The organism is Ferrovibrio sp. (assembly GCF_017994015.1).
Classification (GTDB): domain Bacteria; phylum Pseudomonadota; class Alphaproteobacteria; order Ferrovibrionales; family Ferrovibrionaceae; genus Ferrovibrio.
The window spans coordinates 109,063-135,253 of record NZ_JAGOLP010000001.1 but is presented as its reverse complement, the minus strand read 5'-3'; the positions used below and the strand labels follow the sequence as shown (position 1 = coordinate 135,253).

The window sequence follows — 26,191 nt, the reverse complement described above, 5'->3', positions numbered from 1 at the left end:
TTCTGGCCCCATTATTTACCGCGTAACGCGGAAATATCCTACCAGCCGGGCGAGTTCCTTGGCCTGATCGGCCAGCGCCTGGGTGGAAGCGGTGGTTTCCTCCACCAGGGCGCCGTTGCGCTGGGTCATCTCGTCCATCTGCGCCACCTGGTCGTTGATCGCATCCAGGCCGCTGGTCTGCTCCTGGCTGGCGGTGACAATATCGGAGACCAGATCGGCCACCTTCTTCACCGCCGCCACAATGCCATCCAGCGCCTGACCGGTCTGGTTCACCAGGCCAACGCCGCGCCGCACCTGGTTATTCGATTCGGAGATCAGCGCCTTGATGTCCTTTGACGCATCGGCAGAACGCTGCGCCAGGCCACGCACTTCCTGTGCCACCACGGCAAAACCCTTGCCGGCCTCACCCGCACGCGCCGCCTCGACCGAGGCATTCAGCGCCAGCAGGTTGGTCTGAAAGGCAATTTCATCAATCAGCGTCACAATATCGGAAATCCGCCTGGCGCTATCCTCAATGCCGCCCATCGCCGCCACCGCCTCGCGCGTCACCTGGCCGCCCTGATCGGCGGTGTCGCGTGCCGCCGCCACCTGCTGGTTGGCAGCGCGGGCATTATCGGCATTCTGCCGCACCGTGGCGGTAACCTGCTCCATCGCCGCTGCCGTGCGTTGCAGGCTGGCACTCTGTGCCTCGGTGCGCTGCGCCAGATCATGCGCGCCTACAGAAATCTCCTGCGCTGCATCGCGCACATTGCCGGCGGTTTCGTTGAGTTGCCGCAGCGTGCCGGCCAGCCGCTCGGCCACCTGGTTGGCGTTGCCGGCCAATTGGCCGAACACGCCGTCATAACTGCCATCAATGCGCCGCGTCAGGTCACCATCGGCCAGCGCATGCAGCGCGGTGTCAAGATCGTGCAGCACCCGGGCCAGGGTGGCGAGCAGGTCGTTGACGCCGCCGCCCAGGTCGCGCATCACGCCGTCCAGCGCGGCAATATCGATGCGTCGCTCCAGATTGCCGGCTGCCGCTGCGGCCACAATCTCGCCCACTGCCTGGCGCAGCAAAGCCTCCTGTTCGCGCCGCTCGGCTTCATAGCGCTGCCGGTCGGCCTCAATCCGGCTTTGCAAACGATCCGCTTCCTGGCCCTGTTCCTTGAAGACCTGCACGGCACGGGCCATGGCGCCGATTTCATCGCTGCGCTCGATGCCGGCCACCGGCGTGGCCCAGTCGCGCGCCGCCAGCCGGCCCATCACGGCGGTGGTGCTGGTGATCGGATCAACCACGCGGCGGCCAACAAACAGCCAGGCGATCAATGCCGCCGCCAGCAACGAACCCAGCGCCAGCATGCCCTGCACTGATTGCGCCAGGGTGATGGCGCCCAGCGAGCGCCGGCTGGCGCTATCAGCGCCGTCGCGCGCCGCCTGCACCAGCTGCTCCACACTGTCGCGCAAGGTTTCGGCCGCCTTGCGCGCCTCGGCCAGGGCCAGCACGGCTTTGTCCAGCGCCGCCAATTCGCGGCCGCGCAGCTTGAACAGGCTGTTCTCGCCACGGCCCAACGCCAGAATGGCGGCGACGGTCTTGGCCTCTTCCGAAGTCTCGCGCCCAACCAAAGCGGTTTCCACCGCGCGCGCCGCCTCGGCTGAAACATTGACAAATTCGCTGGCGATCAGCTCGATCTCCTCGGCTGCGCCGGCCTGCGAGGCCACGGCCAGCATGCCGACGGCCTGATTGACCTTGGCCACCAGTTCCATCATGGCGCGGGCGGCGTTGAGCTGGCCATCCATGATTTCCTGGATCTTGTCGGGGATCTGCTCCGGCTTGCCACGGCTGGCCAGTTCAAATTCCATCGTCATATCCATCACCGACTGATCCACGGCGGGACGTGACAGGGCGAGGAAGCTGGTATGCTGCTCGGTCAGTTGTTTGGTCAGGGCGGCGCGTTCCACGGTCAGCTTGAGGCGGCCATTCACCGCTTCGTCAATCGCCAGGATGGTGGCCGAAAGTTTGCTGACATCGCGCTCCAGCGCCTGCTTCACGGCATCGCTGGCATCCGAGGCATTCACCTCAGCCAGCAGGCGATCAAGCTGCATCACCCGGCCGGATAATGTGCTGCCGGCACTCTGGCGTTCATTCTGGCTGGCGGCATAGGCCAGCACGGGCGCGGCGGCTGCCAGTTCGGCGCTTTGCGCCGCCAGGCTGAGCGCGGCATTCATCGCCGGAATGCTGCGTTCGGCCATCAAGTTGAGCGTGCCGCGCAACTGGGTGAAAAAAATCCACGCCACCAGGCTGGAAACCAGCGTCAGGCCGGCAATGGCGCCAATGGCGATGAATAACTTCTGGCGGATGCCGAAGCGCATGATGAATACCCCTTGGCTCGCGGCGCCGGGCCTGTCTGCCAGGCAGCGCCGAACTGATTGCTTTCAGCAACTATCGCGCCACAGGCGGCATGCAGGCAAGATCAGGCGCGGCCTAATCGGCATTCACCTGCCTAATCGGCATTGACCTGATAGATCATATCCAGCAGGTCGGCCAAGGCCGGGGCGGGCAGGCGCCGCAAGGGAAAGCGATTGGTGCCGCGATCCCACACGGCATGGCTGTGGCTCAGGCGCGACAGGCTGTCGCCCAATTCCCAGAAGGTGCGTTTTGAATCGCGCAGGAAATCAACAAAGGGCGCCGCATCTTTTTTGTGCAGAAATAATTCATCGAAGCAGAAACGGTAGCGGTTCAGCTTTTCGGTGGCGCGCGCCCAATGCACCAGCAGCGCATTGCGGGCAGCAACGCGCAATTCATCCAGGTCGCGGGCGGCGGCGCCCACAGCGCCTTCGCGCGGCCGTGCGCCATGGCTCAGCCATTCCAGCATGGTTTCCCAGGCGCTGCGCTGGCGGCTGTATTCGTAATCGTAATAGATCGTGCCCTTCCAGCCATAAACAATTTCCGGCGCATTGGCCGGATTGATGCGGAAGGCGCGAATCACTGGCGCCAGGGCAGCGGCATCATTGGCTTCCCACAGCTTTTGCGTCAGCCGCTCCACCGCTTCCTGGCCGTCGGCGGTATTCACCTTGTCCTGCATGGCGAAGGTGGCCACCTTGTTCATCTTGTCGCGCACAAAGCCTTTGATCCGTTCCAGTTCACCCTCGGCGAAGGCGAAATAGGCGCTGTCGATATTATGCCCGTCGATATCCATGCGGTCGCGCATCAGGAACGGATCCAGCGAAGGCAGGCCATCCAGGGTATCGAGGATCGGGCGATCATGGCGGAAGGCGGCGGCATCATGGCGCGGCGATAGCGCCAGTTGTTCTTCCAGCGCCTGCTCCAGCCGGGTATCGGAGAGCAGGATGGTCTTGCCGCCTTCTTCGATATTCTGGTCGTTGAACGGCAGATACAGCTTGGTCTGCACCGCACGTTCGCTGCGCAAGGCCACCCGCTCATGCGCTGGCGGGGCGTATTTCAGGATCAGCAGCCGGTTGGCGTTGCGATTGTTGAAGAAGGGTTTCGGTGCCGGCAGGCCGGGGCGCTTGGCCAGATCACGGCTGCGGCCTTGCAGGTCAAACACCCGCGCCGAACCGCAGCGCAACAAGGCCAACAGCGAACGATCTGCAATCGCCATGCCTGGGTCACTCCACTATTTGATTACCAGGCCTTGGCCGGTGGGCAGTTCCAGCACCCGGTAGCCGCGTTTGGCAAACCAGGTCGTCTCCGCCTTATGTTGAGCATGGTAGTAGACCCAGCCAAAATCGTCGAGCACAAGAATGGCGCCGGGACTCATGCGGTCAAACAGCAAATCCAGCGCGCCGATTTCGGCATCGGCATTGTTCAGGTCGATATGCATGAAGGCGATTTTTTCCGGCGCCACGCTGTGGAGCACCGCTGGCACCGCGCCCTGGGTCACGGTCACATTCGGCAGATCGGTAAAGCGCGCCTGGGTGGTGGCATAGAGTTCCTTGCTATGCTCGGTCATGGCGTGATGCGGCATTGCCGGATCATGCTCGAACAGGTCATAGAGGTAATAATGCTTATCCAGTTTGCCAAAATCCAGGTAGTCGCAAACAATCCGCGCCGTGGTGCCTTTGTAACAGGCGCATTCAACAAAATCGCCTTCGCGCCTTAAGCCTTCGCGCGCCGCCCAGGCCACCACCGCCTGGCGCCAGATTGTGCTGCGCTCAACATTGCTGCTGACATTGCGTGACACGGCAGCCATGAATTCAACATCGTCGAGGAAGCCCATATTCTTCGACAGGCTGATCATGTTGTCGCCGGTGAAGATGCCGCCGGCCACCACTTCGGCCAGCATGTGGTTCATGCCGCGCGCAAAGTTGTCCTTGTCCTTGATGGCGAAAAACACCGTGCCGCGATAATTCCGGAAATCCATCCGCTATGCCGCTACTTGATCACCAGGCCCTGGCCGGTGGGCAATTCCAGCACCTGATAACCGCGTTTGGCAAACCACGGGTCTTCGGCTTTTTTCTGCTCGTGATAAAAAATCCAGCCATAATCATCCAGCAGCAGAATGGCGCCGGGGCTCATGCGGTCAAACAGCAAATCCAGCGCGCCGATTTCGGCAGCGGCATTGTTCAGGTCGATATGCAGGAAGGCGATTTTCTCAGGCGCCACGTCGTGCAGCACCGCCGGTACCGCGCCCTGGGTCACGGTCACATTGGGCAGATCGGCAAACCTTGCCTGGGTTTTGCCAAACAGCTCCTTGCTATGCTCGGTCATGGCGTGATGCGGCATCGCCGGATCATGCTCGAACAGGTCATAGAGGTAATAGCGTTTGTCCAGTTTGCCGAAATCAACGTAATCGCAGATGATGCGCGCCGTGGTGCCCTTGTAGCAGGCGCATTCAACAAAATCGCCCTCGCGCCGCAGGCCCTCGCGCGCTGCCCAGGCCACCACCGCCTGGCGCCAGACCAGGCCGCGCTCGGTGTCAGACGTGGCATGCTTGCGCACCGCCGCCATGAATTTCTCATCTTGCAGGAAGCCGAGATTCTTGGACATGGTGACAAGGTTGTCACCGGCAAAGATGCCGCCATGGCGCACCTGTTGCAGTGCCTGGCGCATACCCTGGCCAAACACCTGCTCATCCTTGATGGCGAAGAACACGCCGCTGAGATAATTCGGAAAGTCCATTGCGGCTACTCTTACGCGCCGCGCAGCAACTGGCAAGTACTTCGCGTGCAGATTGCTATCCACCCGGGTAGATAGAATCCAGGCCGCCAAATATTGCCATTGGGAAAATCTTCGCTGGGGCAGCGCCGCGTGGTGGGCGGTACAAGGATCGAACTTGTGACCCCTACCATGTCAAGGTAGTGCTCTACCGCTGAGCTAACCGCCCGTGCCACGCTGCTGCCTGTCGCCTTTGGCCGAAAAAGCCATTTGGCGGAAAGCTGCGCTGCTTTTATCGGCTGCGGCGGCGGTTGGCAAGCGTCTCAAGCCTGGACCATAATCAACCGGTCCTTCTGTCCCGGCCCCTGTTCTGCCGGCCCTGCCTTCGAGCCTGAAAGCCTGTTGCATGTCTGCTGCCGCCGCGTTGCCCAATTCTGCCTACACCGCCCCGGTTGATCCGCCGATCCGGCTGACCCTGCCGACCGGCCCGCGCGGTGGCCTGGTGGTTTCCTCGCCCCATAGCGGCGCTGAATATCCGGCGGAATTCCGTGCCGCCAGCCAGCTTGATCCGCTCACCCTGCGGCGTTCCGAGGATGCCTTTGTGCATGAATTGGTGGCGGCCGCTCCGGGCCTGGGGGCGCCGCTGCTGGAAGCCCTGTTCCCGCGCGCCTATTGCGATCCCAACCGCGAGGCTTACGAGCTGGACCCGGCGATGTTTGCCGAGGCGCTGCCGGATCATGTCACCACCAAGTCGAGCAAGATCAGCGCCGGCCTAGGCACCATCGCCAAGGTGGTATCGGGCGGCCAGGAGATTTACCGCCACAAGCTGCCATTCGCCGAGGCAGAGCGGCGTATCGAAACCCTGTGGCGGCCCTATCATGCCGCTTTGCGCCAGTTGCTGGATGCCGCACATGAGGCGGCCGGGGTGGCGCTGCTGCTGGATTGCCATTCCATGCCCAGCGTGGGCGGCGCCAACATGCCGGATCATGGCCAGCGCCGTGCCGATATGGTGCTGGGCGATTTTCATGGCGTATCCTGCCCGGAACGGCTGGTGCAGCGCGTGGAAACCTATCTGGCCGAGCGTGGCTTTCAGGTAGCGCGCAACAAGCCCTATGCCGGCGGCTATATCACGCAGCATTACACCCGGCGCGAGGCCGGCTTCCACACCTTGCAGATCGAGATCAACCGCGATCTCTACATGGATGAAACATTGATCCAGCATGGCCCGGGTTTTGAGCGCGTGCGGGCCGCCATGACCGGGCTGATCGAATTGCTGGCCGGTTCGGCTGTGCCGGATTTCCTCAATAGCTGAAACTCAGCCCGGCAGGGGCAGGGCGGTGGTGTGTTTGATCCGTTGCAGCACAATGCTGGACCGCACACTGCGCATGCCCGGCACGCGCAGCAGCCGCCGGCTGATAAAATCAGCAAATTGCCCCAGATCGGCGGCCACAATGCGCAGCATAAAATCCGCTTCGCCGGTGATTGAATAACAATCAAGGATTTCCGGTGCCTGGTGCACCAGCGTCTGGAAACCCTGCACAATCTCCTCGGCATGGCGCTCCAGGGATACCAGGGTAATCGCCATCACGCTGAGGCCAACTGCTTCGGGCCTGAGCAGGGCGGCATAGCCTTCGATCACGCCGGCTTCCTCCAGCCGCGCCAGCCGGCGGCCGACCTGGCTCGGGCTGGCCGCCACCGCCTCGGCCAGCAGGATGTTGCTGGCGCGGCCCTGGCGTTGCAGCGCTGCCAGCAGGCGCAAATCGGCGGGATCAAGCTCTATCATGCCAGTATGATGCGAATTATGTGTGAAATTGCAATATAATTGCATATTTTCAGTCAAAATCAGCCTTTACGCACGGAAATAGCACTCCTGCCGCCGTATCCTGTCCGGGCAAGACGGGAGAACACCATGCTGGCAATACTGGATCGCAAGACACAGCAGGATGACGAAAACCGCGCCGTGTGGCGCCATCTGTTTGAGCGCCAGAGCCGCCTGGTGCAGAGGCGTGCCTGCCCGGAATTCCTCGCCGGTCTGAAACGGCTGGATTTTTCGCCCGACCGGGTGCCGGATCTGGAGCAGGTGTCAGACCAGCTTGAGGCGATCACCGGCTGGCGCCTGGCGCCAGTGGATGGTTTCTTGGATGACGGCAGCTTCTTCCGCTACCTGGCGGCGCGGCGTTTTCCGGTCACCTGGTGGCTCAGGCCCTGGGCCAAGCTGGATTATTTGCAGGAACCCGACCTGTTTCATGACCTGTTCGGCCATGTGCCGTTGCTCAGCCATCCGGTTTTCGCCAATTACATGCAGGCTTATGGCGAAGGCGGGCTGAAGGCCGAGCGGCTTGGCGCGCTCGACATGATTGCCCGGCTCTACTGGTATACGGTGGAATTCGGCCTGATCGACCAGGGTGACGGGCCGCGTATCCATGGCGCCGGCATCCTGTCATCCAAGGGCGAAGTGCTGCATAGTCTGGATGCACCGTTGCCAATGCGGCGGCCATTTGATCTCAAGCGCATCCTGCGCACGCGCTATCATATCGACCGCTTCCAGAGCACCTATTTTGTCATTTCCAGCTTCGAGCAGCTTTTTGCGGCCACCGCGCCGGATTTCACCGCGCTCTATGCCGAACTGGCCGGGCTGCCGGAATACGACCCGGAGGACAGGCTTTAGGCGGCGGGTGTAATTTTCATAGGCCCGCGAATCTTTTGCATCGCGGCGGCATTTGCTACCCTGCGCCGCCATGCGCAAGCTGTATCATTTCTGGCTCTCGCCCTATTGCCGCAAGGTCCGCATCCTGTTGAAGGAAAAGGGACTGGATTGCGAACTGGTCCTGGAAAAGGCCTGGGAGCGGCGTGACGAATTCCTCGCCCTTAACCCGGCCGGCCTGGTGCCGGTGCTGGTGGAGCATGATGGCCGCCCGCTGGTGGAAAGCCTGGCGATCTGCGAATATCTGGACGAAGTCTATCCCAACAAGATGCTGATCGGCTTCGATCCGCCCGGCCGCGCCGAAACGCGCCGTCTGGTCAGCTGGTTCGATCTCAAATTCAGCCGTGAAGTGTCGGATGCGCTGATTTTTGAGAAAGTGCTGCGACGATTCATGGGCGGTGGCCAGCCCGACAGCACCAATATCCGCCTGGCGCATCAGAATCTGAAACACCACCTGAATTACATCGGCTACCTGGCCGAGCGCCGCAACTGGCTCGCCGGCGATGATTTCAGCCTGGCCGACATCACCGCGGCGGCGCATCTGAGCTGCCTGGATTATCTTGGCGATGTGCCGTGGGACGACCATGCCGGGGCCAAGGATTGGTATGTGCGGGTGAAGTCGCGGCCCAGCTTCCGGCCGCTGCTGGCCGATCATATTCCCGGCCTGCCGCCGCCACGGCATTATGCCGATCTCGATTTCTGACCCGTAAAGCACAAGAAAAAGGAACAGCCCATGAGCATCCGTCGCATCGAAGTTGGCCCGCGCATGTCGCAGGCCGTGGTGCATGGCAACACGGTCTATCTCGCCGGCCAGGTGGCGGGCGATACCAGCGGCGACACCACGGCGCAGACCAAGGTGATCCTGGAGCAGATCGACAAACTGCTGGCCGCTGCCGGCAGCGACAAGACCAAGATTCTTTCGGCCACCATCTACCTGCCGGATATTGCCGATTTCGCCGCCATGAATGCCGCCTGGGATGCCTGGGTGCCGCAGGGCCACACGCCGGCCCGCGCCACCGTGGAAGCCAAGCTTGCGGCGCCGGTCTACAAGGTCGAGATCGCCGTTATCGCGGCCATCTAGAGTCGGACCCTGGGAATGTGAGCATCGCCGACCGCATCCGCGCCCGTGCCGAAGCCGAGGGCTTCGATGCGGTCGGCATTGCCGCCATTGCCGATATCGGCCCGGAAGCCGGGCAGCGGCTTGATCAATTTGTTGAACTGGGCCGCCATGGCGAAATGAGCTGGCTGGCCGAAGGCGAGCGGGCGCCGCGCCGGCGCCATCCGGCGATATTGTGGCCGGAAGCGCGCAGCCTGATCGCACTCGGGCTGAATTACGGCCCGGACCACGATCCGCTCGCCACCTTGCAACAGCGCCGGCAGGCCGCCATCTCGGTTTATGCCCAGGGCCGCGATTATCATCTGGTGGTGAAGAAGAAACTGAAGGCGCTGGCTGGCTGGCTGCAACGTGAAACCGGCCAGGCGCTGAAAGTGTTTGTTGATACCGCGCCGTTGATGGAAAAGCCGCTGGCGCAGGTCGCCGGTCTCGGCTGGCAGGGCAAACACACCAATCTGGTATCGCGCCAGTTCGGCTCCTGGCTGTTCCTCGGCGCCATTCTCACCGCAGCGGATTTGCCGCCGGATGCGCCCGAGATTGATCATTGCGGCTCCTGCCAGGCCTGCCTGGATATCTGCCCGACCCAAGCCTTCCCGGCACCTTATCAACTGGATGCGCGGCGCTGCATCTCGTATCTCACCATCGAATATGATGGCGTCATCCCGCTGGAATTCCGCGCCGCCATGGGCAACCGGCTCTATGGCTGCGATGATTGCCTGGCCGCCTGCCCGTGGAACAAATTCGCCGCCCAGGCGCGTGATCTGGAAATCCAGGCGCGTGTCGAGCTCAAGGCGCCGCGCCTGCTTGATCTGGCGCGGCTCGATGATGCCGGCTTCCGGGATTTTTTCGCCACCACGGCGATCAAGCGCATCGGGCGTGACCGCTTCATCCGCAATCTCTGCCTGGCTTTGGGCAACAGCGCCGATCCGGCCGCCATCCCGGTTTTGCTCGATCTGGCCGAGGATGCCGCCATGCCGGTGCGTGCCCATGCCGCCTGGGCGCTGAAGCAGCTTATGCCGGCGGCGGAATTTGCCGCCTTCGCAGCAAAACGCCGCGCCGGGGAACCCGACGCGGCGGTGCTAGCGGAATTGAATTGAGCTGAAACTCAGCCCTTCTGGCGGTTGAGCAGGCGCAGGCGGAGTGCGTTCAGCTTGATGAAGCCGGCGGCGTCCTTCTGGTCATAGACCGAGTCTTCCTCGAAGGTGACATGGGCCAGCGAGTAGAGCGACTTCGGCGATTTGCGGCCGACCACGTTGACGCTGCCCTTGTAGAGCTTGAGCCGCACAGTGCCTTCGACATTCTCCTGGCTCTTGTCGATCAGCGCTTGCAGCATTTCGCGCTCGGGCGCAAACCAGAAGCCGTTATAAATCAGCTCGGCATAGCGCGGCATGATCTCGTCCTTGAGATGCATGGCGCCTCGATCCAGCGTCGCCTGCTCGATGCCGCGATGTGCCTGATAGAGAATCGTGCCGCCCGGGGTTTCGTAGATGCCGCGGCTTTTCATGCCGACAAAGCGGTTTTCCAGCAGGTCGAGCCGGCCGATGCCATGCTTGCCGCCCAGCTCATTGAGCTTGGTCAGCAGGGCCGCCGGGCTGAGCGCCTGGCCGTTCACGGCGATGGGGTCGCCCTTGAGGAAGTCGATCTCAACATATTCCGGCGTATCCGGCGCCTTTTCCGGATCGACACTGCGCGAATAGACAAAATCCGGCGCTTCCACCCAGGGGTCTTCCAGCACTTTGCCTTCCGCCGAGATATGCAGCAGGTTGGCATCGACCGAGAACGGCGCCTCGCCGCGCTTGTCCTTGGCAATCGGAATCTGGTGCTTCTCGGCAAAATCGATCAGCGCAGTGCGCGAGGTGAGCTGCCATTCGCGCCATGGCGCGATCACCTTGATACCGGGTTGCAGGGCGTAATAGCTCAGTTCAAAGCGCACCTGGTCGTTGCCCTTGCCGGTGGCGCCGTGGCACACCGCATCGGCACCCACTTCGCGGGCAATCTCGATCTGGCGCTTGGCGATCAGCGGCCGGGCGATGGATGTGCCAAGCAGGTAGAGGCCTTCATACAGCGCGTTGGCGCGAAACATCGGGAAGACATAATCCTTCACGAAAGTCTCGCGCAGATCCTCGATATAGATCTGCTTCACGCCGAACATCTCGGCTTTCTTGCGTGCCGGCTCCAGTTCCTCGCCCTGGCCCAGATCGGCGGTGAAGGTCACCACCTCGCAACCATATGTTTCCTGCAACCATTTCAGGATCACTGAAGTATCCAGGCCGCCGGAATAGGCCAGCACCACCTTCTTCACGCCGCTCTTCGAAGCCATCGCGCCAAACTCCCAGGGAAAAGGCTGAAAATCGGGCGCGAGTATAGGCATCGCGCCTGCCGGTGCAAGGGGGGCGCCCTGGCCTGGCAAGCCATTCGAGGGCGGCTTGACCCTAAAAATCGCTGGTGATGCCCTTGCGCTCCCAGTCGCCATAGCGGGTCGGTTCCAGGCCTTTCGGGCCATCCACCTCGCCGGGCGGCTGTTGCTGGATGATGGCCGGCTTTTCCGGCATTTTTGGCTTGTCGCCTGGCTTGTCTGGCGCCAGGTTTTTCGGGCTGGTGCTGGGCTGTTCCGTGGTCATTCTGCTGTCCCTTGCGGCGGCAATCCTGATCCCTACATATATCGCTGCAAGCCGTGCTGCCAAGCAGTCGGCATTTGAGAGGATTTGAGCAACCATGAACTACACCAAAACGGCGATCCTGCTGGCGGCGATGACCGGCCTGTTCGTTGGTGTCGGTTTTCTGATCGGCGGCCAGGCCGGCATGCTGATTGCCTTTGCCATTGCCTGTGCCATGAACCTGTTTGCCTATTGGAACAGCGACAAGATGGTGCTGTCGATGTATGGCGCGCGCGAGGTTGGTCCCAACGAAGCGCCGAATTTCTATGCCCTGGTGGCCGAACTGGCGCAGCGCGCCCAGTTGCCGATGCCGCGCGTCTATATCATCGACAACGATCAGCCCAATGCCTTTGCCACCGGCCGCAACCCGGAAAACGCCGCCGTGGCCGCCACCACCGGCCTGCTCAACATGCTGAGCCGCGAGGAAATTGCCGGCGTGATGGCGCATGAACTGGCGCATGTGAAAAACCGCGACACGCTGATCATGACCATCACCGCCACTTTGGCCGGCGCCATCGGCATGCTGGCCAATTTCGCCATGTTCTTCGGCGGCAACCGTGATGGCGAAAATCGCGGCGGCCTCGGCATCATCGGCAGCATCGCACTGATGATCCTGGCGCCGCTGGCGGCCAGCCTGGTGCAGATGGCGATCAGCCGCAGCCGCGAATATGCCGCCGACCGCATGGGCGCGGAAATCTCCGGCAATCCGGAAGGCCTGGCCACGGCGCTGGAGCGTATCACCCATGGCGCCGAGCGCATCACCAACCACCAGGCCGAGGGCAACCCGGCCACGGCGCATCTGTTCATCGTCAATCCGCTGAACGGCCAGCGTATGGACAATCTGTTCTCGACCCATCCGAGCACCGAAAACCGCGTGGCGGCCTTGCGTGAACTGGCCTATCGCGGCGGTTTTGCCCAGCCGGCACCGGCCCGTGCACAACCGGCTGCCGCGCCCCGGCCTGCATCGGGCTGGGGCGCCAGCCGCTCCAGCGGCAAATCGGGTGCCAGCGGCGGCGGTTCCGTGCCGAGCAGCAGCGGCCGGCGGCGCAACAGTCCCTGGGGCCGTTAAGGCGGGGCCGTTAATCCGGCAGCATCGGCGGCTGGTAGCTGCCGATGCTCCAGAGCTGGCCTTCCGGGTCGCGGCAGGAAAAATCCCGCGACCCATAATCCGTGTCATGCAGGTCGATCACAATCTGCGCCCCTGCCGCCTTGGCGCGGGCATACAGCGCATCCACATCCGGCACCACGATATAGATGCCCTGGTTGCCCGGGCCGGCTTGCGGCAAGGCCAGGCCCAGCGCGTCATTCGACTGGTCGCCCAGCATCACCATGCCATGGCCCAGTTGCAATTCTGCATGGGCAATGCCGCCATTGGCGCCCGGCACTTGCAGCGCCACGCGAAAGCCGAAGGCCAATTGCAGCCAGGCCATGGCGGCGGTGGCATCGCGGTAACGCAGAAACGGAAAGATTGATGGCGGTGTGGTCATGCTGGGCTCCGTAGCTCTGCGGCCAACAGCCTGGCCGGTTGGTTGGCGGCGTCATGCTCCAGGCGCAGCACGCGCTGATGCTGCTCCAGCCCGGCATGATGCCCGATGCTGAAAATGCCGGTCTGTGGCAGGGCAGCCGCCAATGCTGCCAGGGCGCGGGCTTCGCTGGCCGGATCCAGTGCGGCGGTGGCTTCATCCAGGAACAGCCAGGCCGGTTTGTGCAGCAGAGCGCGGGCCAGTTGCACACGTTGCTGCTCGCCGCCGGAAAGTAATTGCGCCCAATTGGCTTCCTGGTCCAGCCGGTCGCCCAGCGCATTGAGGTCGAGTGCTGCCAGCGCAGCACGCAAGGCGGCATCGTCAAATTTTTCTGCCGGCACGGGATAGGCCAGGGCGGCGCGCAGCGTACCCACCGGCAGATAGGGCCGCTGCGGCAGGAACAGGCATTGTTCGGCGGCCGGGCGGTGTATCACGCCCGTGCCGAACGGCCACAGCCCGGCCAGGGCGCGCAATAGCGTGCTCTTGCCATTGCCCGAGCCGCCTTGCAGCAGCACATGCTCGGCAGGCTTGAGATGGAAATCCTCGATCCGCGCCAGTGCCGTACCTGCCTGGCCGGCAAGATCGGGCCGCGCCAGGGTCAGGGCCGGCACGCTGATGCCTGCTGCGTCATCCTTGATCTGGATGCCGCTGCTGGCGGCCAACCTGGCGGCTTCGGTGATGCCGGCCTGGAAGCCGGTCAGGCGGCTGACCACGGCACGCCATTCGGCGATATCGACATAGGCGCTGATCAGATAGCTCAGCGCGCTCTGCACCTGGCCAAAGGCCGATACTGTTTGCATCAGGCCGCCCAGCGCCAAGCTGCCCTGGAAATAGCGCGGCGCGCCAACAATGAACGGAAACACCACCGCCACCTGACCATAGCCGGCGGTGAACCAGGTCAGTTGTTTCTGCTTGGCCATGATCTTGAGATAATTGCCCACCACATGGCTGAAACGGCCCAGCAGATCATGCTGTTCCACCAGGGCGCCACGCTGCATCGCCACGCCTTCGGCATTTTCGCGCAGCCGGATCAGATGGAAGCGGAAATCAGCCTCAAACCTTTGCTGGTGGAAATTCAGCCCCACCAGCGGCCGGCCGATCCGGTTGGTGAGCCAGGTGCCCAGGATGGCATAGACCAATGCCACCCACACCATGTAGCCCGGGATGCGGATATCCAGGCCGCCGAGTGCAAAGGCCAGATCGCCCGACAATTCCCAAAGGATATGCAGGAAGGAAAACAGCGTCACCACGGCGCTCAACAGGCCGAGGCTGATATTCAGTGAGTAGCCGGTGAACAATTTGAGGTCTTCGGCCAGGCGCTGATCCGGATTGTCGGTGCCAAGGCCAAAGAGCTGCATATGGTAGAAGCGCTGCCCATGCAGCCATTCCCCGAGCCATTTTTCGGTGAGCCAGCGGCGCCAGCGCAATTGCAGCATCTGGCCAAGATAAAGCTGATACACCGCCACAAAGATGAAGGCTGCCGCCACCAGGCTGAATTGCAGCAGCAGGTTTTTGAAGGCCTCAAAATCCTTTTCCTGGATCGAATTATAGAAATTATTGTACCAGAAATTGAACCAGACATTGAGGCCGACCGAGGCCAGATTCAGCGCCACCACCGCTGCCAGCAGGCCATAGGCCACCAGCTTTTCATCCGATTGGGTCCAGTAGGGCTTGGCGATATGCCAGAAATCGCGGAAGAACGCCTTGAGCTTGTCCATGCCTGCCTCTGAACGGAAAACCTGCCGGATTATGGCGGGTTTTCGTATCGGCGTCAGTGGATTGACCCGATCACATTCCCGCGTATGATCGCGGCGCTGTCGGTTCTGCGCTGATCTTTGGTCAGCGTGGAGGCAAGAGGGAACACGGTAGGCCATCTGTTGGATGGTCAATCCGGGGCTGATCCCGCAACTGTGAGCGATGAGTCCGCGCAATTAAAGTCACTGGGCAACCGGGAAGGCTGGCGCAAGGGACGGTGATTCGCGAGCCAGGAGACCTGCCGGCACAGTCACCCAACCGATGGGCGGGAGCACCATACGGAGCGGCATACGCAGCGGTGGCAGATCTGTCACCCTCAGGCTCAAGGAGCCCGCGATGCCGACCTACCGTTATTCACTTTGTTTCACTCTGTCCCTCCTGGCGCCAAATATGGCGCTGGCGCAGCAATATGCTGAATTGCCGCCGGTGCTGGTCACCGCCAGCCGGCTTGGCGACGGCATCACCGGCGTTGCCACCAGTGTGATCGGCTATGAAGAAATCCAGCGCAGCCCGGGCGAGACGATCCAGGACGTGCTTGGCCGCCAATCCGGCATCCAGTTGCGCAGCCTCTATGGCGGGGTTGGCGGCGCCGGCACCACAGTCGATATGCGCGGCTTCGGCGCCACGGCTTCGGCCAACACGCTGGTGCTGGTGAATGGCCGCCGGCTCAATGATCTTGATCTGGCCGGCATCGATTTTGCCGCCTTGCCCAAGGCCGGCATCGAGCGGATCGAACTGATGCGCGGCAATAGCGGCGCCGTGCTGTATGGCGATGGCGCCATGGGCGGCGTGATCAATATCGTCACCTCGGGCGCGGCGCGGCCGGGCTACAGCCTGGATGCCGGCATCGGTTCATTGGGCCAGCGCGAAGCCGCCGCTTCGGCGCGGCAGAGCATCGATGGCTTTGAACTCAGCGCCTATGGCAGCTTTGCCAATAGCGACGGCTACCGCCAGAATAACAAGCTGTTGCAGCGCAATGCCAATGGCGAAATTCGCCGCCGGCTGGATTTCGGCGATCTCTATATGAATTTTTCGCTCGACGACCAGCAGCTTGGCCTGCCCGGCGAGCGCCGCTCGCGGCTGGCCGGCCAGCATCCCCGGGGTGCCACCAATCCCTATGATTATGCCAACAAGCAGGGCCAGAATCTGACCATCGGCGGCACTTGGCTGATCGGCAACCATGCCGATCTGGTGCTGGATGCCGGCGTACGGCGCAAATCGCAGGATGCCTATTTTGATCAGTCCGGTTTCCCATCCTATGTTGATACCGAACTCACCACCTATTCCTTCACGCCACGCCTGACGCTGCAAAACCGCCCGTTTGAGCTTGGCCTCAATTCGATCCTCGGCCTTGATCTCTATAATGCGGATTACGAATCCGATCGTCAGGAACGCGCCGGCAACCGGCCGATCCATCGCTACGATGCCGAGCAGCAGAGCCTGGCGCTGTATGGCCAATCCACGCTGGCGGTGACCGCCGCCACCGACCTTTCCGCTGGCCTGCGTTTGCAGCGCACCGAGGTTTCGGCGCGGGATCGTTATGATGCCACCGCGCCGGGCGGCGGTTTCGGCTCGCAAGGCGCACCGTTTGATGACGAAGCCACCGACTATGCCTATCATCTTGGCTTCGAACATCGGTTCGCGCCGGCCTTTGAAGTGTTTGGCCGCACCGGGCGCAGCTTCCGCTTCCCAACCCTGGATGAACGTATCGGCATGGGCAGCCCAACCAATTTCCGGCTGCAAACCCAGACCTCGCAGGACGTGGAACTGGGCTTCCAGGGCAAGGCTGGTGCCGCCGGCTATCGCCTCAGCGCCTATGTCATGCGGCTGGAAAACGAACTGGCGTTCAATGCGGTGAATTTCACCAATCGCAATCTCGACCCGACCGAGCGGCGTGGCATTGAGGCCAGTGGCGATTATCAGCTACTGCCGGAACTGAAGCTGCGCGCTGGTGCGGGCTATATTGATGCCGAATTCCGCAAGGGCGCCAATGCCGGCAAGCGGGTGCCGCTGGTATCGACATGGACCAGCAATATCGGTTTCTCGTGGGATATCCTGCCCAAGCTGGTGCTGCTGGATATGGATGCGCGTTTTTTCAGTGCGCGCCGCATGGAGAATGACGAGCGCAATTTCCAGCCGCAAATTCCTGGCCATGTGCTGCTGGATCTGCGCTTGAGCGGCGCGTTTGATAATCGCCTGCGCTGGTCGCTGGCGGTGCAGAATCTGCTGGATCGGACCTATTATGATTACAGTGTCGCCAGCGCCACCACCTATGGCAGCTATAATTACTATCCCCAGCCCGGCCGCACCGCGATGGCACGGCTCGGGCTGGATTTTTAGTCTCTAATCAGAAACGCCATTCCACGCCGGCATAGACGGCGCGGCCGTCGCCCGGATTGTAGAGCAGCGATCCGTTGGCGGCGGTTGAGATGACGCTGACATTGGAGATGTAGGTCTTGTCGAGCAGGTTGCGGCCATCGAGGAAAAATTTCAGGCCGTTGCCGTAATCATAACCGGCCTTCATGCCCAGCAATGCGTAAGCCGCCGTTTTGGTGGTGTTGGCATTGTCAACATGATAGGCCTCCGGCACCCATTCCAGATTCGGCGCCACATACCAGCCGGCGCCACTGGCATAACGCAGTTCCGCCCGTAGATAATGCCGTAGCGCACCGGGGATTTTATTGTCGCGGAAAGTGGCGTCATTGTCGAAATGGAAGTCGCTGAAGGTGTAGGCCAGCCGCGTGGTCACATTGTCGCCCTGCGCCACGGCATTACGCAAAGCCACCCAGTCGCCGCCCAGTTCCAGGCCTTGATGGATTGTCTTGTCCAGGTTGCGCGCCTCGTCGCTGGTGCCGATCAGCACCTGCTGGATTTCATCGCGCAGCCAGGAACGATAGAGCGCCGCATCCCAGCCCCAATCGCCGTTTTTGCCGCGCGTGCCGATTTCCAGCGTGGTGGATTTCTGCGCCTTGAGCGGAAACAGGCCCGCGCCGGAACTGGCCGGATCAAGCTCCGAGAAGGGCGGGGCTTCCTTGGCCAGGCTGAGATTGCTGAAAACCTGAATGCCCGGCGTCACATCCCAGCGCAGGCCCAGCTTGGGGTTCACCGCATAGAAATTGCGGCTGCCGGAATTGTCGCCATCGGAGAGGAATTTATCCTCCAGATTTCGTTCCGAAAAACTACCCTGCGCGCCGGTCACCAGAGCCAGTGTGGGCGCCACATAATGCGCATTCTCGGCATAGATTTCCGCATTGGCGGAAATCTGGTCGGCATCGCTTGCCAGCGCGCCGCGTGAGCCACCCACATTGTTGAAGGTGCGGGCGCGGTTCACGCCACCAAAATAATGCGCCCCCAGCACCAGGTCGTTGCGGTTGCCAAAGAGCAGCCCGCTCTGGGTGTAACGCGCATAAGCGCCGTAATTGTTTTCCTCATTCTCGATCACGATGCCGAAGAACGGGCTGAAGATCACCGGATGGAACAATTCCTTGTTGGCGTAATAAACCCCCAGGGTGAAATCGCCGTTATCGGTCAGCCAGGTGGTCTTGTTGGCAACACGCAGGGAATTGATGTCGCGCTTGGTGTTGTTGCGGTTGTGGCCGAAATTGCCTTCCACCGTCGATTCCGGTGTGGCGAAAACAGCGTTGCGGGTCAGGCTGCCGGTGATTTTCTGGTTGATGCTGTTGGCGCTCAGGTAAAAGCGCGTCTCGGCGCCATCGCCAAAGCGATAGCCGACATTGCCGTTCAGGCGCGCATAATCCTGATCGGTATGATCGCGGTAGCCTTCAGCATGGCCGTAGCTGCCGGAGACATAATAGTCAAAAGCGCCCTCGGCCTGGCCGGCGGCAAGCTGCGTGCGCAGGGTTTCAAACGAGCCGACTTCCAGGCGGGTCAGGAAACCCGGATTGCTACGCCCGGTGGGGGAAACATAATTGACCGCACCGCCCAGGCCGGCAGCGCCAAATTGCAGCGCATTGGCGCCCTTGTAGACTTCGATATAACGCAAAGCCAGCGGGTCGATTTCCTGAAAATCGCCGGCGCCATCGGCCTGATTGATCGGCACGCCATCCAGCAGCAGGCGCATGCCGCGCAGATGGAAGTTGCGCGACAGGCCGGAGCCACGCACCGAGAGGCGGGCATCTTCCTGGCCGTATTTCGGCTGTGCAAACACGCCGGGCACATAATCTAGCAGGTCTTTCACCGTGGCGCTGCGGCCGTCGCGGATTTCCGCTTCGCTGACAAAACCCACCGCGCCGGGAATTTTCTCCAGGCTGCGGCGGGCCTCGGTTTCATTCGGTGTGGTCAGGCTGTCAGATTCGGCCTGGCCCTGCACGGTCACGGCGGGCAGCGTGGTCTGGCTGCGTGCCGCGCCGCTGAACAGGGCCAGCAGGCTGGCGGAAGCAAACAAGGCAAGGGCGAGGCGCGGCAACGTCTTTTCGACGCGCGCGCGGATAGAGGACGGATTCAAGGCGTGAATTCCCCTGGAAAAAGATTTTTTTGGTTTTATTTAGTGTTTATGGCCGCCGTGGCCGGCATGGCTGCCAGCTTCCGGACTGCCGCCGGCTTTCACCACCGGCACCTCCAGCGTCACGCTGCCGGCCTGTTCAAAAGTCAGCGTCAGCGGGAAGCTGCTGCCTTCTTTCAGCGGCTGTTTCAGCCCGATCAGCATCACATGATAGCTGCCCGGCTCCAGCGCGGTGCGGCCATTGCCGGCAATCTCGATGCCGGGCACGGCGCGCATGCGCATCACATCGCCTTCCTTGATATGCGTATGCAGCTCCACGCTTTCGGCCACCGGCGAGGCGGCTTTCAGCAGTTTGTCGCTGCCGGCACCGGTATTCACCAGGGTCATGAAGGCGCCGCCAATCTTGGCCGGGGTGGCGCGGGCGAAGGGCTGTTCAATCCGCATCATGCCGATGCTGGCCGCGGCCTTGCTGTCGGCCTTGCCGCCGGCAACCCGGATCAATGCCGCCGGGCGCTCCAGCGCATGGGCATCCTGGTCGGCGGCCGGGATCTGCTCCCAGCGCAACTCGCCGCTGGCGCAAGTCTGGATCACTTTCAGCCAGAGCGGCTTGCCGGCCTGTTCCGGCAGTTTCAGGCTGAGGCCGAATTCATCAAACTGCTCGTTTGGCAGGTTACCGCCACGCCAGGTGATGGCGCTGGTCACGGTATCGGTCTTGCGGCCATGGCCGGCATCCACCGGCTGCGCCAGTTTGGTATTTTCGATCTCGATCTGCCAGCCCGGCTTGGCCTGTGGCCGTACCGTGGTGAGGCCATCGGGCAGCAAAACCTTCAGCGCCGTGGTGGGCGAAGTGCCACAGCCATGGCCAACCCGCAGAGCCGTGCGGAAATAGCTGCCGGCAGCGCCCTCGGCCGGATCGGCCACCACATGGGCGGCGGCCGTGTGGCTCAGCAGCAGGGCAGACAGGAAAGCGGCGCTGGCGCCGCCATGGAACTTGAATGTCATGGTGAGAATCCTCTGAAACGAAGCAGATGCGCCGGTAGACAGGCGGCGCAGCGAAAGCAGGTTCAGAGGCTGGCGGGTGGGCCGCGCGCATGCGGCCGTTGTTGGGTTAATTCCGGCGGCGGTGCGGCCGACCAGACCGAATGACGCAGGATTTCCAGCATCACCGGCATCGCCAGCAGCGGCATTGCCGGCAGGATGGCAAAGCCCTGCTGCGCGCCGAGACAGATCGGGCAATAACGCGCCGCCGGCTGGCCCTTGCCGTCCTGATCCGGGGTTTCATCCGCCGCCAGCGGCTGGCCGTCGGCGCCGATCTGGATCGTGCGCATGCCATAGGCGGTACAGATTACAATACTGTCAAAACCGGCATTGGCCGCATTGCGCTGTTGCAGGCTGTGATAGGTTAGCGGCAGCAGGCTATGGAACAGCAAGGCCAGCAGGCCCAGCCACGCCATCAGGCGATGGTGCGGGGTCTGGATGGCACGGCTGGATAGCGGCAGCATGGCGCAGAAGTAACAACTTTCAGCGCAGCGGCACAAGCGACAGGAAGTCGCAGTGTATACAGCGCTAGCGTTTGACGCGGCTGCCGGGAGCGGCTAGCCTTGCCGCACCATATAGACGGAGAAAATCCATGCGCGCCTTGCTGGCCTTGCCCACGCTGTTTTTTGCTATGCCTGCTTTCGCGCATCACGCCATGGATGGGCAATTGCCCAACAGCTTGGCTGCCGGCTTCCTCTCCGGCCTGGGCCATCCGATCATCGGCCTCGATCACCTCGTCTTCCTGCTTGCTGCCGGCCTGCTCGCCGCGCCCCGTCAGCGTTTCCTGCTGCTGCCGCTGGCTTTCATCCTGGCTTCGCTGGCTGGCACGCTGCTGCATATCCAGGGCATTGACCTGCCGGGCGGCGAGATCGCAGTGGCGCTGTCGGTGCTGGCGCTCGGCCTGCTGCTGCTGCGGGCGGTGCCACTGGGCGATGCCGGCTTTGCCGCCTTGCTGGCGGTGGCCGGCCTGTTCCATGGTTATGCCTTTGGCGAAAGCATTGTCGGCGCCGAAACCACGCCGCTGCTGAGCTATCTGGTTGGCCTGGCGCTGATCCAGTTTGCGCTCTGTGCCGGCGCCGCTTTGGTCTGGCGCAAGTTTGATCCGGCCCAGCCGCTGCTGGCGCGCCGCCTGGCCGGTGCCGTTGCCGGCCTGACCGGTATTGCCTTCCTGGCGCTCAACCTCGCTGGTTGAATTCGCGTATCACTTTAGTGCGCCGCGCTTGACAAGCGCGGCCACCATTGCTATTTCCCCCGCATCGGCCCCGTTTCTGCGGGTCGGTCCAGGCCATGCGCCGCGTTTCCTGCCTTTGTGCTTTCTGCCCTAGCGCCGGTCCCTGCCGCAGCCTACAGGTCATTCTTCCACCCGGCAGCCGTGTTTCCCTGCATTCCCGCGGCGCCCAAATCTCCCGACCAAAATGTCTTTTCCTGGTCAAAAAATCCAAGGCTCCGCGAATCCGCCATGAATCTGCAAGAACTCAAGACCAAATCGCCCACCGATCTGCTCGCTTTCGCCGAGGAGCTGGAGATCGAGAACGCTTCCACCCTGCGCAAGCAGGACATGATGTTCGCCATCCTCAAGCAGCTCGCCGATCGCGACCTGGAAATCACCGGCGAAGGTGTGCTGGAAGTGTTGCAGGATGGCTTTGGCTTCCTGCGTTCGGCTCAGGCTAATTACCTCGCCGGCCCGGATGACATTTATGTCAGCCCGAATCAGATTCGCCGCTTCGGCCTGCGCACCGGCGACACCATCGAAGGCACCATCCGGGCGCCGAAGGATGGCGAGCGCTATTTTGCGCTGCTCAAGGTCAACACGATCAATTACGAAGATCCGGAAAACACCCGCCACAAGGTGCATTTCGACAATCTGACGCCGCTCTACCCGAATGAGCGGCTGAAGATGGAATTGCCGCCGAGCGAGGAAGCCGAGCCGGCGCCGGCGGTGGCCAAGACGCCGACGATCAAGACCCGTGGTGAATCGAGCAAGCGCGAGAAGCTGATCACGTCGGCACCGAAGAAGGATATTTCCTCGCGCGTTATCGACCTGATCTCGCCGCAGGGCAAAGGCCAGCGCGCCCTGATCGTGGCGCCGCCGCGCACCGGCAAGACCATGCTGTTGCAGAATATCGCGCATGCCATCAGCGCCAATCACCCGGAAGTCTACCTCATCGTGCTCCTGATCGACGAGCGGCCCGAGGAAGTCACCGACATGCAGCGCACGGTGAAGGGCGAGGTGATTTCCTCCACCTTCGACGAGCCGGCCTCGCGCCATGTGCAGGTTACCGAAATGGTGCTGGAAAAGGCCAAGCGCCTGGTGGAGCACAAGCGCGATGTGGTGATCCTGCTGGATAGCATCACCCGCCTGGCGCGCGCCTATAACACCGTGGTGCCGTCGTCCGGCAAGGTGCTGACCGGCGGTGTGGATGCCAATGCCTTGCAGCGTCCGAAGCGGTTCTTCGGTGCTGCGCGTAATATCGAGGAGGGCGGCTCGCTCACCATCATCGCCACCGCGCTGATCGATACCGGCTCGCGCATGGACGAAGTGATCTTCGAAGAGTTCAAGGGCACCGGCAATTCGGAAATCATCCTGGATCGCAAGCTGTCTGACAAGCGCACCTTCCCGGCCATCGACATCACCAAGTCCGGCACCCGCAAGGAAGAACTGCTGGTCGACAAGGGCATTCTGGCCAAGATGTGGGTGCTGCGCCGCATCCTGATGCCGATGGGTGGTCAGGACGCGATGGAATTCCTGCTCGACAAGCTCAAGCATTCCAAGACCAATGCCGACTTCTTCGATTCGATGAATACCTGATTTCAGCTTCAGAAATCTCAAAAGGGGGTGCCGGTGGCGCCCCCTTTTTTGTCAGTCCTGTATCGGCGGGAGCAAGGCCGCTGCCGACAGGTCTGCGGCCCGGGGGGCCGGGTAGAGCCAGACAGTGACATTGGTGCCGCGTTCGGGGATCGAGCGCACTTCGATGCGGCCATGGTGCAGCTCCACCAATTGCCGCGTGATGGCCAGGCCAAGGCCACTGCCTTCATGGCGCCGTGCCAGCGGGCCTTCGGCTTGCCAGAAGGGTTCAAAAATCTTCTTCTGATGCTCGGTCTTGATGCCGATGCCGGTATCGCTCACCGATAGTTTCAGGCCTTCGCCCTCCCGCAGCGCCGCCAGCCGCACATCACCACCGCTATGGGTGAATTTCACCGCATTGGTCAGCAGGTTGATGGCAATCTGTTTCAGCGCCTGGGCATCCACCACCACATCACCCAGATCCTCGGCGATGTCGTATTCCAGATTCACGCCGCGATGCTGCGCCCGCAATTTCACCAGCCGCAGGCTGGCTTCCAGCACCGAAATCGCATCGGCGGCGCGGATATCCAGCTCATAGCGGCCGGCTTCAATACGTGCCATGTCCAGGATGTCGTTGATCAGGCTCAGCAGGTGCCGGCCACTGGCCAGGATATCCTCGCTGCATTCCTGGTATTTCGGCACCAAGGGGCCAAAAAGCTGGCTGGTCATGATCTCGGCAAAGCCGATCACGGCATTCAGCGGTGTGCGCAATTCGTGGCTCATCGAAGCCAGGAAATCGGATTTGGCCCGGCTGGCTTCCACCGCGCGCTCACATTCCAGGCGGTATTGTTCGGCCAGTTCCTGCAATTGCGTGGCCTGGTATTCCACTTCGCGCTGCGCCTGGCGGGCCGTTTCCTCAGCCTGTTTCAAGGCGCTGATATCCAGCGCCACGGTCAGCAGATGATCCGGCGCGCCATCCGGGTTGCTGCGCAGGGCCACTTTGGCCATCCACCAGCGATCGGCGCCATCGCTGCGATAGCGCCGCTGCACCTCGGTGAACGGCATCACCTGCCCGGCCAGCACGGCGCGGTCTTCCTGCTCGGTCAGCAGCGCCAGATCGGATGGCGCAATATCGGCATAACGCATGCCCACCAGGCTGGTGGCGGCATGGCCTTCAGGCAGGAACAGGCGGCGGGCATAGGCATTGGCGAACAGGTAGCGCAGATCGGCATCCTTCACCACGATCATGCACGGGATCGCATCGATCACACCCTGTAGCAAAGTCGATAGGCCGGCGCGTTCCAGTTCGGCGCGTTTTGCAGCATCGATATCCTGCACCACGCCGAACAGCCAGCGTTTACCTTCCGCATCGCGCTGCGGCACCCCGGCCAGGGCAAACCAGTGAAAATTGCCGGCCTGGTCCCGCAGCCGCACCTGTAAATCGAAGCGCTGGCCGCTGCGATAGGTCTGGCGCAGGGCTTCCTGCACCAGGGCTGTGTCTTCCGGATGCAGCAGAGCCTCGGCTTCTCGGAACAGCAGTCGGCGCGCCGGGTCGAGGCCGAGCGTGTCTGCCATCACGCCGGACCAAGTGATGCTGCCGATCCCGGGATCAGCCACCCAATAGCCCAGGCGCCCAACCCGATGGCTTTCAAGCAACTGCAGGCGTTGGCCCTCAAGCTGCGCCTGGAGAGTCTTGGCCTCTTCGGCTTCGCGCTGCACCCGCTCCAGCCATCCTGACCAGCGTAGGATGCCGAAGCCAACCAGGATAACCCCAAGCGGATAGAGCAGTATGATCGGTAAGGGCCGGCTACCGGCAGGGCCGTAAAGCGCCACCAGCCCTTCCAGTGCGTTGGCCAGCACGATCACGCCAAGCCCGGCCGCCAACACGGCATAGCCGATATCCTTGCCGAAGCGGTGCCGTTTCCAGAGCATCAGGCAGAGCAGGAAGCCCAGCGTGCCGGCGCGGAGGAATAATTGCAGGTATGGTTCGATCATGGCCGGCGCAACAAGGCGAGCAGGCGGCGTGCCGCCGCTGCCGGGGTCAGGCGGCCCTCGCCGACATCGGTTTCCAGCGCCGGCAGGGCGGCGGCCACGGCAGCATCGCTGCGCAGCCAGTCCCACAGGCCATCCTGCAATTCGCGCCGCAGCCAGCCGCGTGCCTGATTGGCACGCTGCCGCAACAAGCTGCCATCGGCCTGTAGCGCGGCGCGATAATCCTGGATTGCCTGCCAAACGCCGTCGACGCCCTGATTGAGCAAGGCGGAAGCCAGCAGCACCTGCGGCCGCCAGGCGGCATGGCGTGGTCGCATCAGGTGCAAGGCAGCGCGGTAATCCGCCTGGGCCAGATGCGCCGGTTTCAGCAGGTCGCCATCGGCCTTGTTCACAATCACCAGATCGGCCAGTTCCATGATGCCGCGTTTGATCCCTTGCAGGTCATCGCCGCCGCCAGGCGCCAGCAGCAGCAGGAACATGTCCACCATGCTGGCCACTGTGGTTTCCGATTGGCCAACCCCCACGGTTTCGATCAGCACCACGTCAAAGCCGGCGGCCTCGGCCAGCAGCATGGCTTCGCGGGTGCGCCGCGCCACGCCGCCCAGCGAGCCGGAAGAGGGCGAGGGCCGGATAAAGGCGCGCGGATCGCGCGCCAGCGTCTCCATGCGGGTCTTGTCACCCAGGATCGAACCGCCGGAAAGTTGTGACGACGGATCAATCGCCAGCACCGCCACTTGCAGGCCCTGACTGGTGATGAAGCCGCCAAAACGTTCGATGAAGCTGGATTTGCCCACGCCCGGCGTACCGCTGATGCCCAGCCGGATGGCTTTGCCGGTGGCCGGCAGGATCAGCCCCAGCAAGGCTTCGGCGGTGCGCTGGTCGTCTGGATGGCTCGATTCGATCAGCGTGATGGCGCGGGCCAGGGCGCGGCGTTCGCCGGCCAGCAAAGCCTGTGCCAGGCTGCCGGCCAGGCTGTCCGGGTCTTTCGAGCGGCGGGGAAGGGGGAAGGGAGCCGACATTGCCGGAATTGTAGCTGAAATCCCCGCCCGCCTGCCAGGGCGCGGCG

Annotated in this window: 23 protein-coding genes, 1 tRNA gene and 1 riboswitch; of the genes, 9 read left to right on the top strand and 15 right to left on the bottom strand. The window is 62.4% G+C overall.

The features are described 5' to 3' along the window. Positions 1-15: 15 nt before the first annotated feature. The 5 genes from KBB36_RS00690 to KBB36_RS00670 form a co-directional block, all read right to left on the bottom strand. Positions 16-2,349, bottom strand: coding sequence for a methyl-accepting chemotaxis protein (locus KBB36_RS00690; RefSeq protein ID WP_290975486.1), 2,334 nt, complete (start codon positions 2,347-2,349; stop codon positions 16-18). A gap of 131 nt (positions 2,350-2,480) precedes the next feature. After that, on the bottom strand, positions 2,481-3,599 hold the full coding sequence (locus tag KBB36_RS00685) for a hypothetical protein (RefSeq protein WP_290975484.1): 1,119 nt from the start codon (positions 3,597-3,599) through the stop codon (positions 2,481-2,483). Positions 3,600-3,614: 15 nt separating this feature from the next. Beyond that, positions 3,615-4,361 (bottom strand): class I SAM-dependent methyltransferase, encoded by a 747-nt coding sequence (locus KBB36_RS00680; protein ID WP_290975482.1) that lies wholly within the window; start codon positions 4,359-4,361, stop codon positions 3,615-3,617. Between the two features lie 11 nt (positions 4,362-4,372). Then, entirely contained in the window at positions 4,373-5,119 is a 747-nt protein-coding gene (locus KBB36_RS00675) for a class I SAM-dependent methyltransferase (protein ID WP_290975480.1), read from the bottom strand. A 130-nt stretch (positions 5,120-5,249) separates the two neighbouring features. Continuing rightward, positions 5,250-5,324 (bottom strand) — tRNA-Val (locus KBB36_RS00670). 177 nt (positions 5,325-5,501) lie between these two features. Between KBB36_RS00670 and KBB36_RS00665 the strand changes: the two genes are divergently transcribed. Beyond that, a complete protein-coding gene (locus KBB36_RS00665) occupies positions 5,502-6,407 on the top strand; it encodes an N-formylglutamate amidohydrolase (protein ID WP_290975478.1) in 906 nt (301 codons plus the stop codon). A 3-nt stretch (positions 6,408-6,410) separates the two neighbouring features. Here the strand turns inward: KBB36_RS00665 and KBB36_RS00660 are convergent, their stop codons facing one another. After that, the gene (locus KBB36_RS00660; RefSeq protein ID WP_290975476.1) at positions 6,411-6,878 is read right to left on the bottom strand and encodes an Lrp/AsnC family transcriptional regulator; all 468 of its coding nucleotides are present in this window, start codon (positions 6,876-6,878) and stop codon (positions 6,411-6,413) included. Positions 6,879-7,004: 126 nt separating this feature from the next. Between KBB36_RS00660 and phhA the strand changes: the two genes are divergently transcribed. From phhA to queG, 4 genes are all read left to right on the top strand, one after another. Then, on the top strand, positions 7,005-7,763 hold the full coding sequence (phhA, locus tag KBB36_RS00655; RefSeq protein ID WP_290975474.1) for a phenylalanine 4-monooxygenase: 759 nt from the start codon (positions 7,005-7,007) through the stop codon (positions 7,761-7,763). A gap of 70 nt (positions 7,764-7,833) precedes the next feature. After that, positions 7,834-8,502, top strand: coding sequence for a glutathione S-transferase family protein (locus KBB36_RS00650; RefSeq protein WP_290975472.1), 669 nt, complete (start codon positions 7,834-7,836; stop codon positions 8,500-8,502). A gap of 30 nt (positions 8,503-8,532) precedes the next feature. Beyond that, positions 8,533-8,880, top strand: a complete 348-nt coding sequence (locus tag KBB36_RS00645) for a RidA family protein (protein ID WP_290975470.1) — start codon at positions 8,533-8,535, stop codon at positions 8,878-8,880. A gap of 17 nt (positions 8,881-8,897) precedes the next feature. Further along, complete coding sequence (queG, locus tag KBB36_RS00640) at positions 8,898-10,010, top strand: tRNA epoxyqueuosine(34) reductase QueG (protein ID WP_290975468.1); 1,113 nt, start codon at positions 8,898-8,900, stop codon at positions 10,008-10,010. Positions 10,011-10,018: 8 nt separating this feature from the next. On the opposite strand, the gene KBB36_RS00635 is transcribed toward queG, so the two are convergent. Both KBB36_RS00635 and KBB36_RS00630 read right to left on the bottom strand, forming a co-directional pair. Further along, the gene (locus KBB36_RS00635) at positions 10,019-11,233 is read right to left on the bottom strand and encodes an argininosuccinate synthase (RefSeq protein WP_290975466.1); all 1,215 of its coding nucleotides are present in this window, start codon (positions 11,231-11,233) and stop codon (positions 10,019-10,021) included. 112 nt (positions 11,234-11,345) lie between these two features. Further along, entirely contained in the window at positions 11,346-11,534 is a 189-nt protein-coding gene (locus tag KBB36_RS00630) for a succinate dehydrogenase assembly factor 4 (RefSeq protein WP_290975464.1), read from the bottom strand. Between the two features lie 94 nt (positions 11,535-11,628). Here KBB36_RS00630 and htpX point away from each other — a divergent pair, with 94 nt between their 5' ends. Beyond that, positions 11,629-12,639, top strand: coding sequence for a zinc metalloprotease HtpX (gene htpX, locus KBB36_RS00625; protein WP_290975462.1), 1,011 nt, complete (start codon positions 11,629-11,631; stop codon positions 12,637-12,639). A gap of 10 nt (positions 12,640-12,649) precedes the next feature. Here htpX and KBB36_RS00620 read toward each other — a convergent pair whose 3' ends face one another. After that, a complete protein-coding gene (locus tag KBB36_RS00620) occupies positions 12,650-13,057 on the bottom strand; it encodes a VOC family protein (RefSeq protein ID WP_290975460.1) in 408 nt (135 codons plus the stop codon). Continuing rightward, on the bottom strand, positions 13,054-14,811 hold the full coding sequence (locus tag KBB36_RS00615) for an ABC transporter ATP-binding protein/permease (protein ID WP_290975458.1): 1,758 nt from the start codon (positions 14,809-14,811) through the stop codon (positions 13,054-13,056). Before KBB36_RS00615 ends, KBB36_RS00620 begins: the two co-directional genes overlap by 4 nt. A gap of 83 nt (positions 14,812-14,894) precedes the next feature. After that, a riboswitch (cobalamin riboswitch) is annotated at positions 14,895-15,109 on the top strand. Positions 15,110-15,184: 75 nt separating this feature from the next. Between KBB36_RS00615 and KBB36_RS00610 the strand changes: the two genes are divergently transcribed. Beyond that, positions 15,185-17,188: a TonB-dependent receptor gene (locus tag KBB36_RS00610; protein WP_290975456.1), complete on the top strand. Its 2,004-nt coding sequence runs from the start codon at positions 15,185-15,187 to the stop codon at positions 17,186-17,188. Between the two features lie 7 nt (positions 17,189-17,195). Here KBB36_RS00610 and KBB36_RS00605 read toward each other — a convergent pair whose 3' ends face one another. The 3 genes from KBB36_RS00605 to KBB36_RS00595 form a co-directional block, all read right to left on the bottom strand. Continuing rightward, on the bottom strand, positions 17,196-19,313 hold the full coding sequence (locus tag KBB36_RS00605) for a TonB-dependent receptor (protein WP_290975454.1): 2,118 nt from the start codon (positions 19,311-19,313) through the stop codon (positions 17,196-17,198). Between the two features lie 39 nt (positions 19,314-19,352). Beyond that, the gene (locus KBB36_RS00600) at positions 19,353-20,312 is read right to left on the bottom strand and encodes a DUF1775 domain-containing protein (RefSeq protein WP_290975452.1); all 960 of its coding nucleotides are present in this window, start codon (positions 20,310-20,312) and stop codon (positions 19,353-19,355) included. Positions 20,313-20,374: 62 nt separating this feature from the next. Beyond that, a complete protein-coding gene (locus tag KBB36_RS00595; RefSeq protein ID WP_290975450.1) occupies positions 20,375-20,812 on the bottom strand; it encodes a DUF2946 family protein in 438 nt (145 codons plus the stop codon). Between the two features lie 128 nt (positions 20,813-20,940). Here KBB36_RS00595 and KBB36_RS00590 point away from each other — a divergent pair, with 128 nt between their 5' ends. Further along, complete coding sequence (locus KBB36_RS00590; RefSeq protein WP_290975448.1) at positions 20,941-21,540, top strand: HupE/UreJ family protein; 600 nt, start codon at positions 20,941-20,943, stop codon at positions 21,538-21,540. A gap of 267 nt (positions 21,541-21,807) precedes the next feature. Continuing rightward, positions 21,808-23,157: a transcription termination factor Rho gene (gene rho / locus KBB36_RS00585; RefSeq protein ID WP_290975446.1), complete on the top strand. Its 1,350-nt coding sequence runs from the start codon at positions 21,808-21,810 to the stop codon at positions 23,155-23,157. A gap of 51 nt (positions 23,158-23,208) precedes the next feature. Here the strand turns inward: rho and KBB36_RS00580 are convergent, their stop codons facing one another. Both KBB36_RS00580 and meaB read right to left on the bottom strand, forming a co-directional pair. Further along, on the bottom strand, positions 23,209-25,128 hold the full coding sequence (locus KBB36_RS00580) for a PAS domain-containing sensor histidine kinase (protein ID WP_290975444.1): 1,920 nt from the start codon (positions 25,126-25,128) through the stop codon (positions 23,209-23,211). Continuing rightward, positions 25,125-26,144, bottom strand: a complete 1,020-nt coding sequence (meaB, locus tag KBB36_RS00575) for a methylmalonyl Co-A mutase-associated GTPase MeaB (protein ID WP_290975442.1) — start codon at positions 26,142-26,144, stop codon at positions 25,125-25,127. The genes KBB36_RS00580 and meaB overlap by 4 nt, the downstream gene beginning before the upstream one ends. Positions 26,145-26,191: the final 47 nt, after the last annotated feature.

Bases quoted from the DNA above. Each gene is read 5' to 3' on its own strand.
- KBB36_RS00690 (WP_290975486.1), bottom strand. From the start codon at position 2,349: ATGCGCTTCGGCATCCGCCAGAAGTTATTCATCGCCATTGGCGCCATT.
- KBB36_RS00685 (WP_290975484.1), bottom strand. From the start codon at position 3,599: ATGGCGATTGCAGATCGTTCGCTGTTGGCCTTGTTGCGCTGCGGTTCG.
- KBB36_RS00680 (WP_290975482.1), bottom strand. From the start codon at position 4,361: ATGGATTTCCGGAATTATCGCGGCACGGTGTTTTTCGCCATCAAGGAC.
- KBB36_RS00675 (WP_290975480.1), bottom strand. From the start codon at position 5,119: ATGGACTTTCCGAATTATCTCAGCGGCGTGTTCTTCGCCATCAAGGAT.
- KBB36_RS00665 (WP_290975478.1), top strand. From the start codon at position 5,502: ATGTCTGCTGCCGCCGCGTTGCCCAATTCTGCCTACACCGCCCCGGTT.
- KBB36_RS00660 (WP_290975476.1), bottom strand. From the start codon at position 6,878: ATGATAGAGCTTGATCCCGCCGATTTGCGCCTGCTGGCAGCGCTGCAA.
- phhA (WP_290975474.1), top strand. From the start codon at position 7,005: ATGCTGGCAATACTGGATCGCAAGACACAGCAGGATGACGAAAACCGC.
- KBB36_RS00650 (WP_290975472.1), top strand. From the start codon at position 7,834: ATGCGCAAGCTGTATCATTTCTGGCTCTCGCCCTATTGCCGCAAGGTC.
- KBB36_RS00645 (WP_290975470.1), top strand. From the start codon at position 8,533: ATGAGCATCCGTCGCATCGAAGTTGGCCCGCGCATGTCGCAGGCCGTG.
- KBB36_RS00635 (WP_290975466.1), bottom strand. From the start codon at position 11,233: ATGGCTTCGAAGAGCGGCGTGAAGAAGGTGGTGCTGGCCTATTCCGGC.
- KBB36_RS00630 (WP_290975464.1), bottom strand. From the start codon at position 11,534: ATGACCACGGAACAGCCCAGCACCAGCCCGAAAAACCTGGCGCCAGAC.
- htpX (WP_290975462.1), top strand. From the start codon at position 11,629: ATGAACTACACCAAAACGGCGATCCTGCTGGCGGCGATGACCGGCCTG.
- KBB36_RS00620 (WP_290975460.1), bottom strand. From the start codon at position 13,057: ATGACCACACCGCCATCAATCTTTCCGTTTCTGCGTTACCGCGATGCC.
- KBB36_RS00615 (WP_290975458.1), bottom strand. From the start codon at position 14,811: ATGGACAAGCTCAAGGCGTTCTTCCGCGATTTCTGGCATATCGCCAAG.
- KBB36_RS00610 (WP_290975456.1), top strand. From the start codon at position 15,185: ATGCCGACCTACCGTTATTCACTTTGTTTCACTCTGTCCCTCCTGGCG.
- KBB36_RS00600 (WP_290975452.1), bottom strand. From the start codon at position 20,312: ATGACATTCAAGTTCCATGGCGGCGCCAGCGCCGCTTTCCTGTCTGCC.
- KBB36_RS00595 (WP_290975450.1), bottom strand. From the start codon at position 20,812: ATGCTGCCGCTATCCAGCCGTGCCATCCAGACCCCGCACCATCGCCTG.
- KBB36_RS00590 (WP_290975448.1), top strand. From the start codon at position 20,941: ATGCGCGCCTTGCTGGCCTTGCCCACGCTGTTTTTTGCTATGCCTGCT.
- rho (WP_290975446.1), top strand. From the start codon at position 21,808: ATGAATCTGCAAGAACTCAAGACCAAATCGCCCACCGATCTGCTCGCT.
- KBB36_RS00580 (WP_290975444.1), bottom strand. From the start codon at position 25,128: ATGATCGAACCATACCTGCAATTATTCCTCCGCGCCGGCACGCTGGGC.
- meaB (WP_290975442.1), bottom strand. From the start codon at position 26,144: ATGTCGGCTCCCTTCCCCCTTCCCCGCCGCTCGAAAGACCCGGACAGC.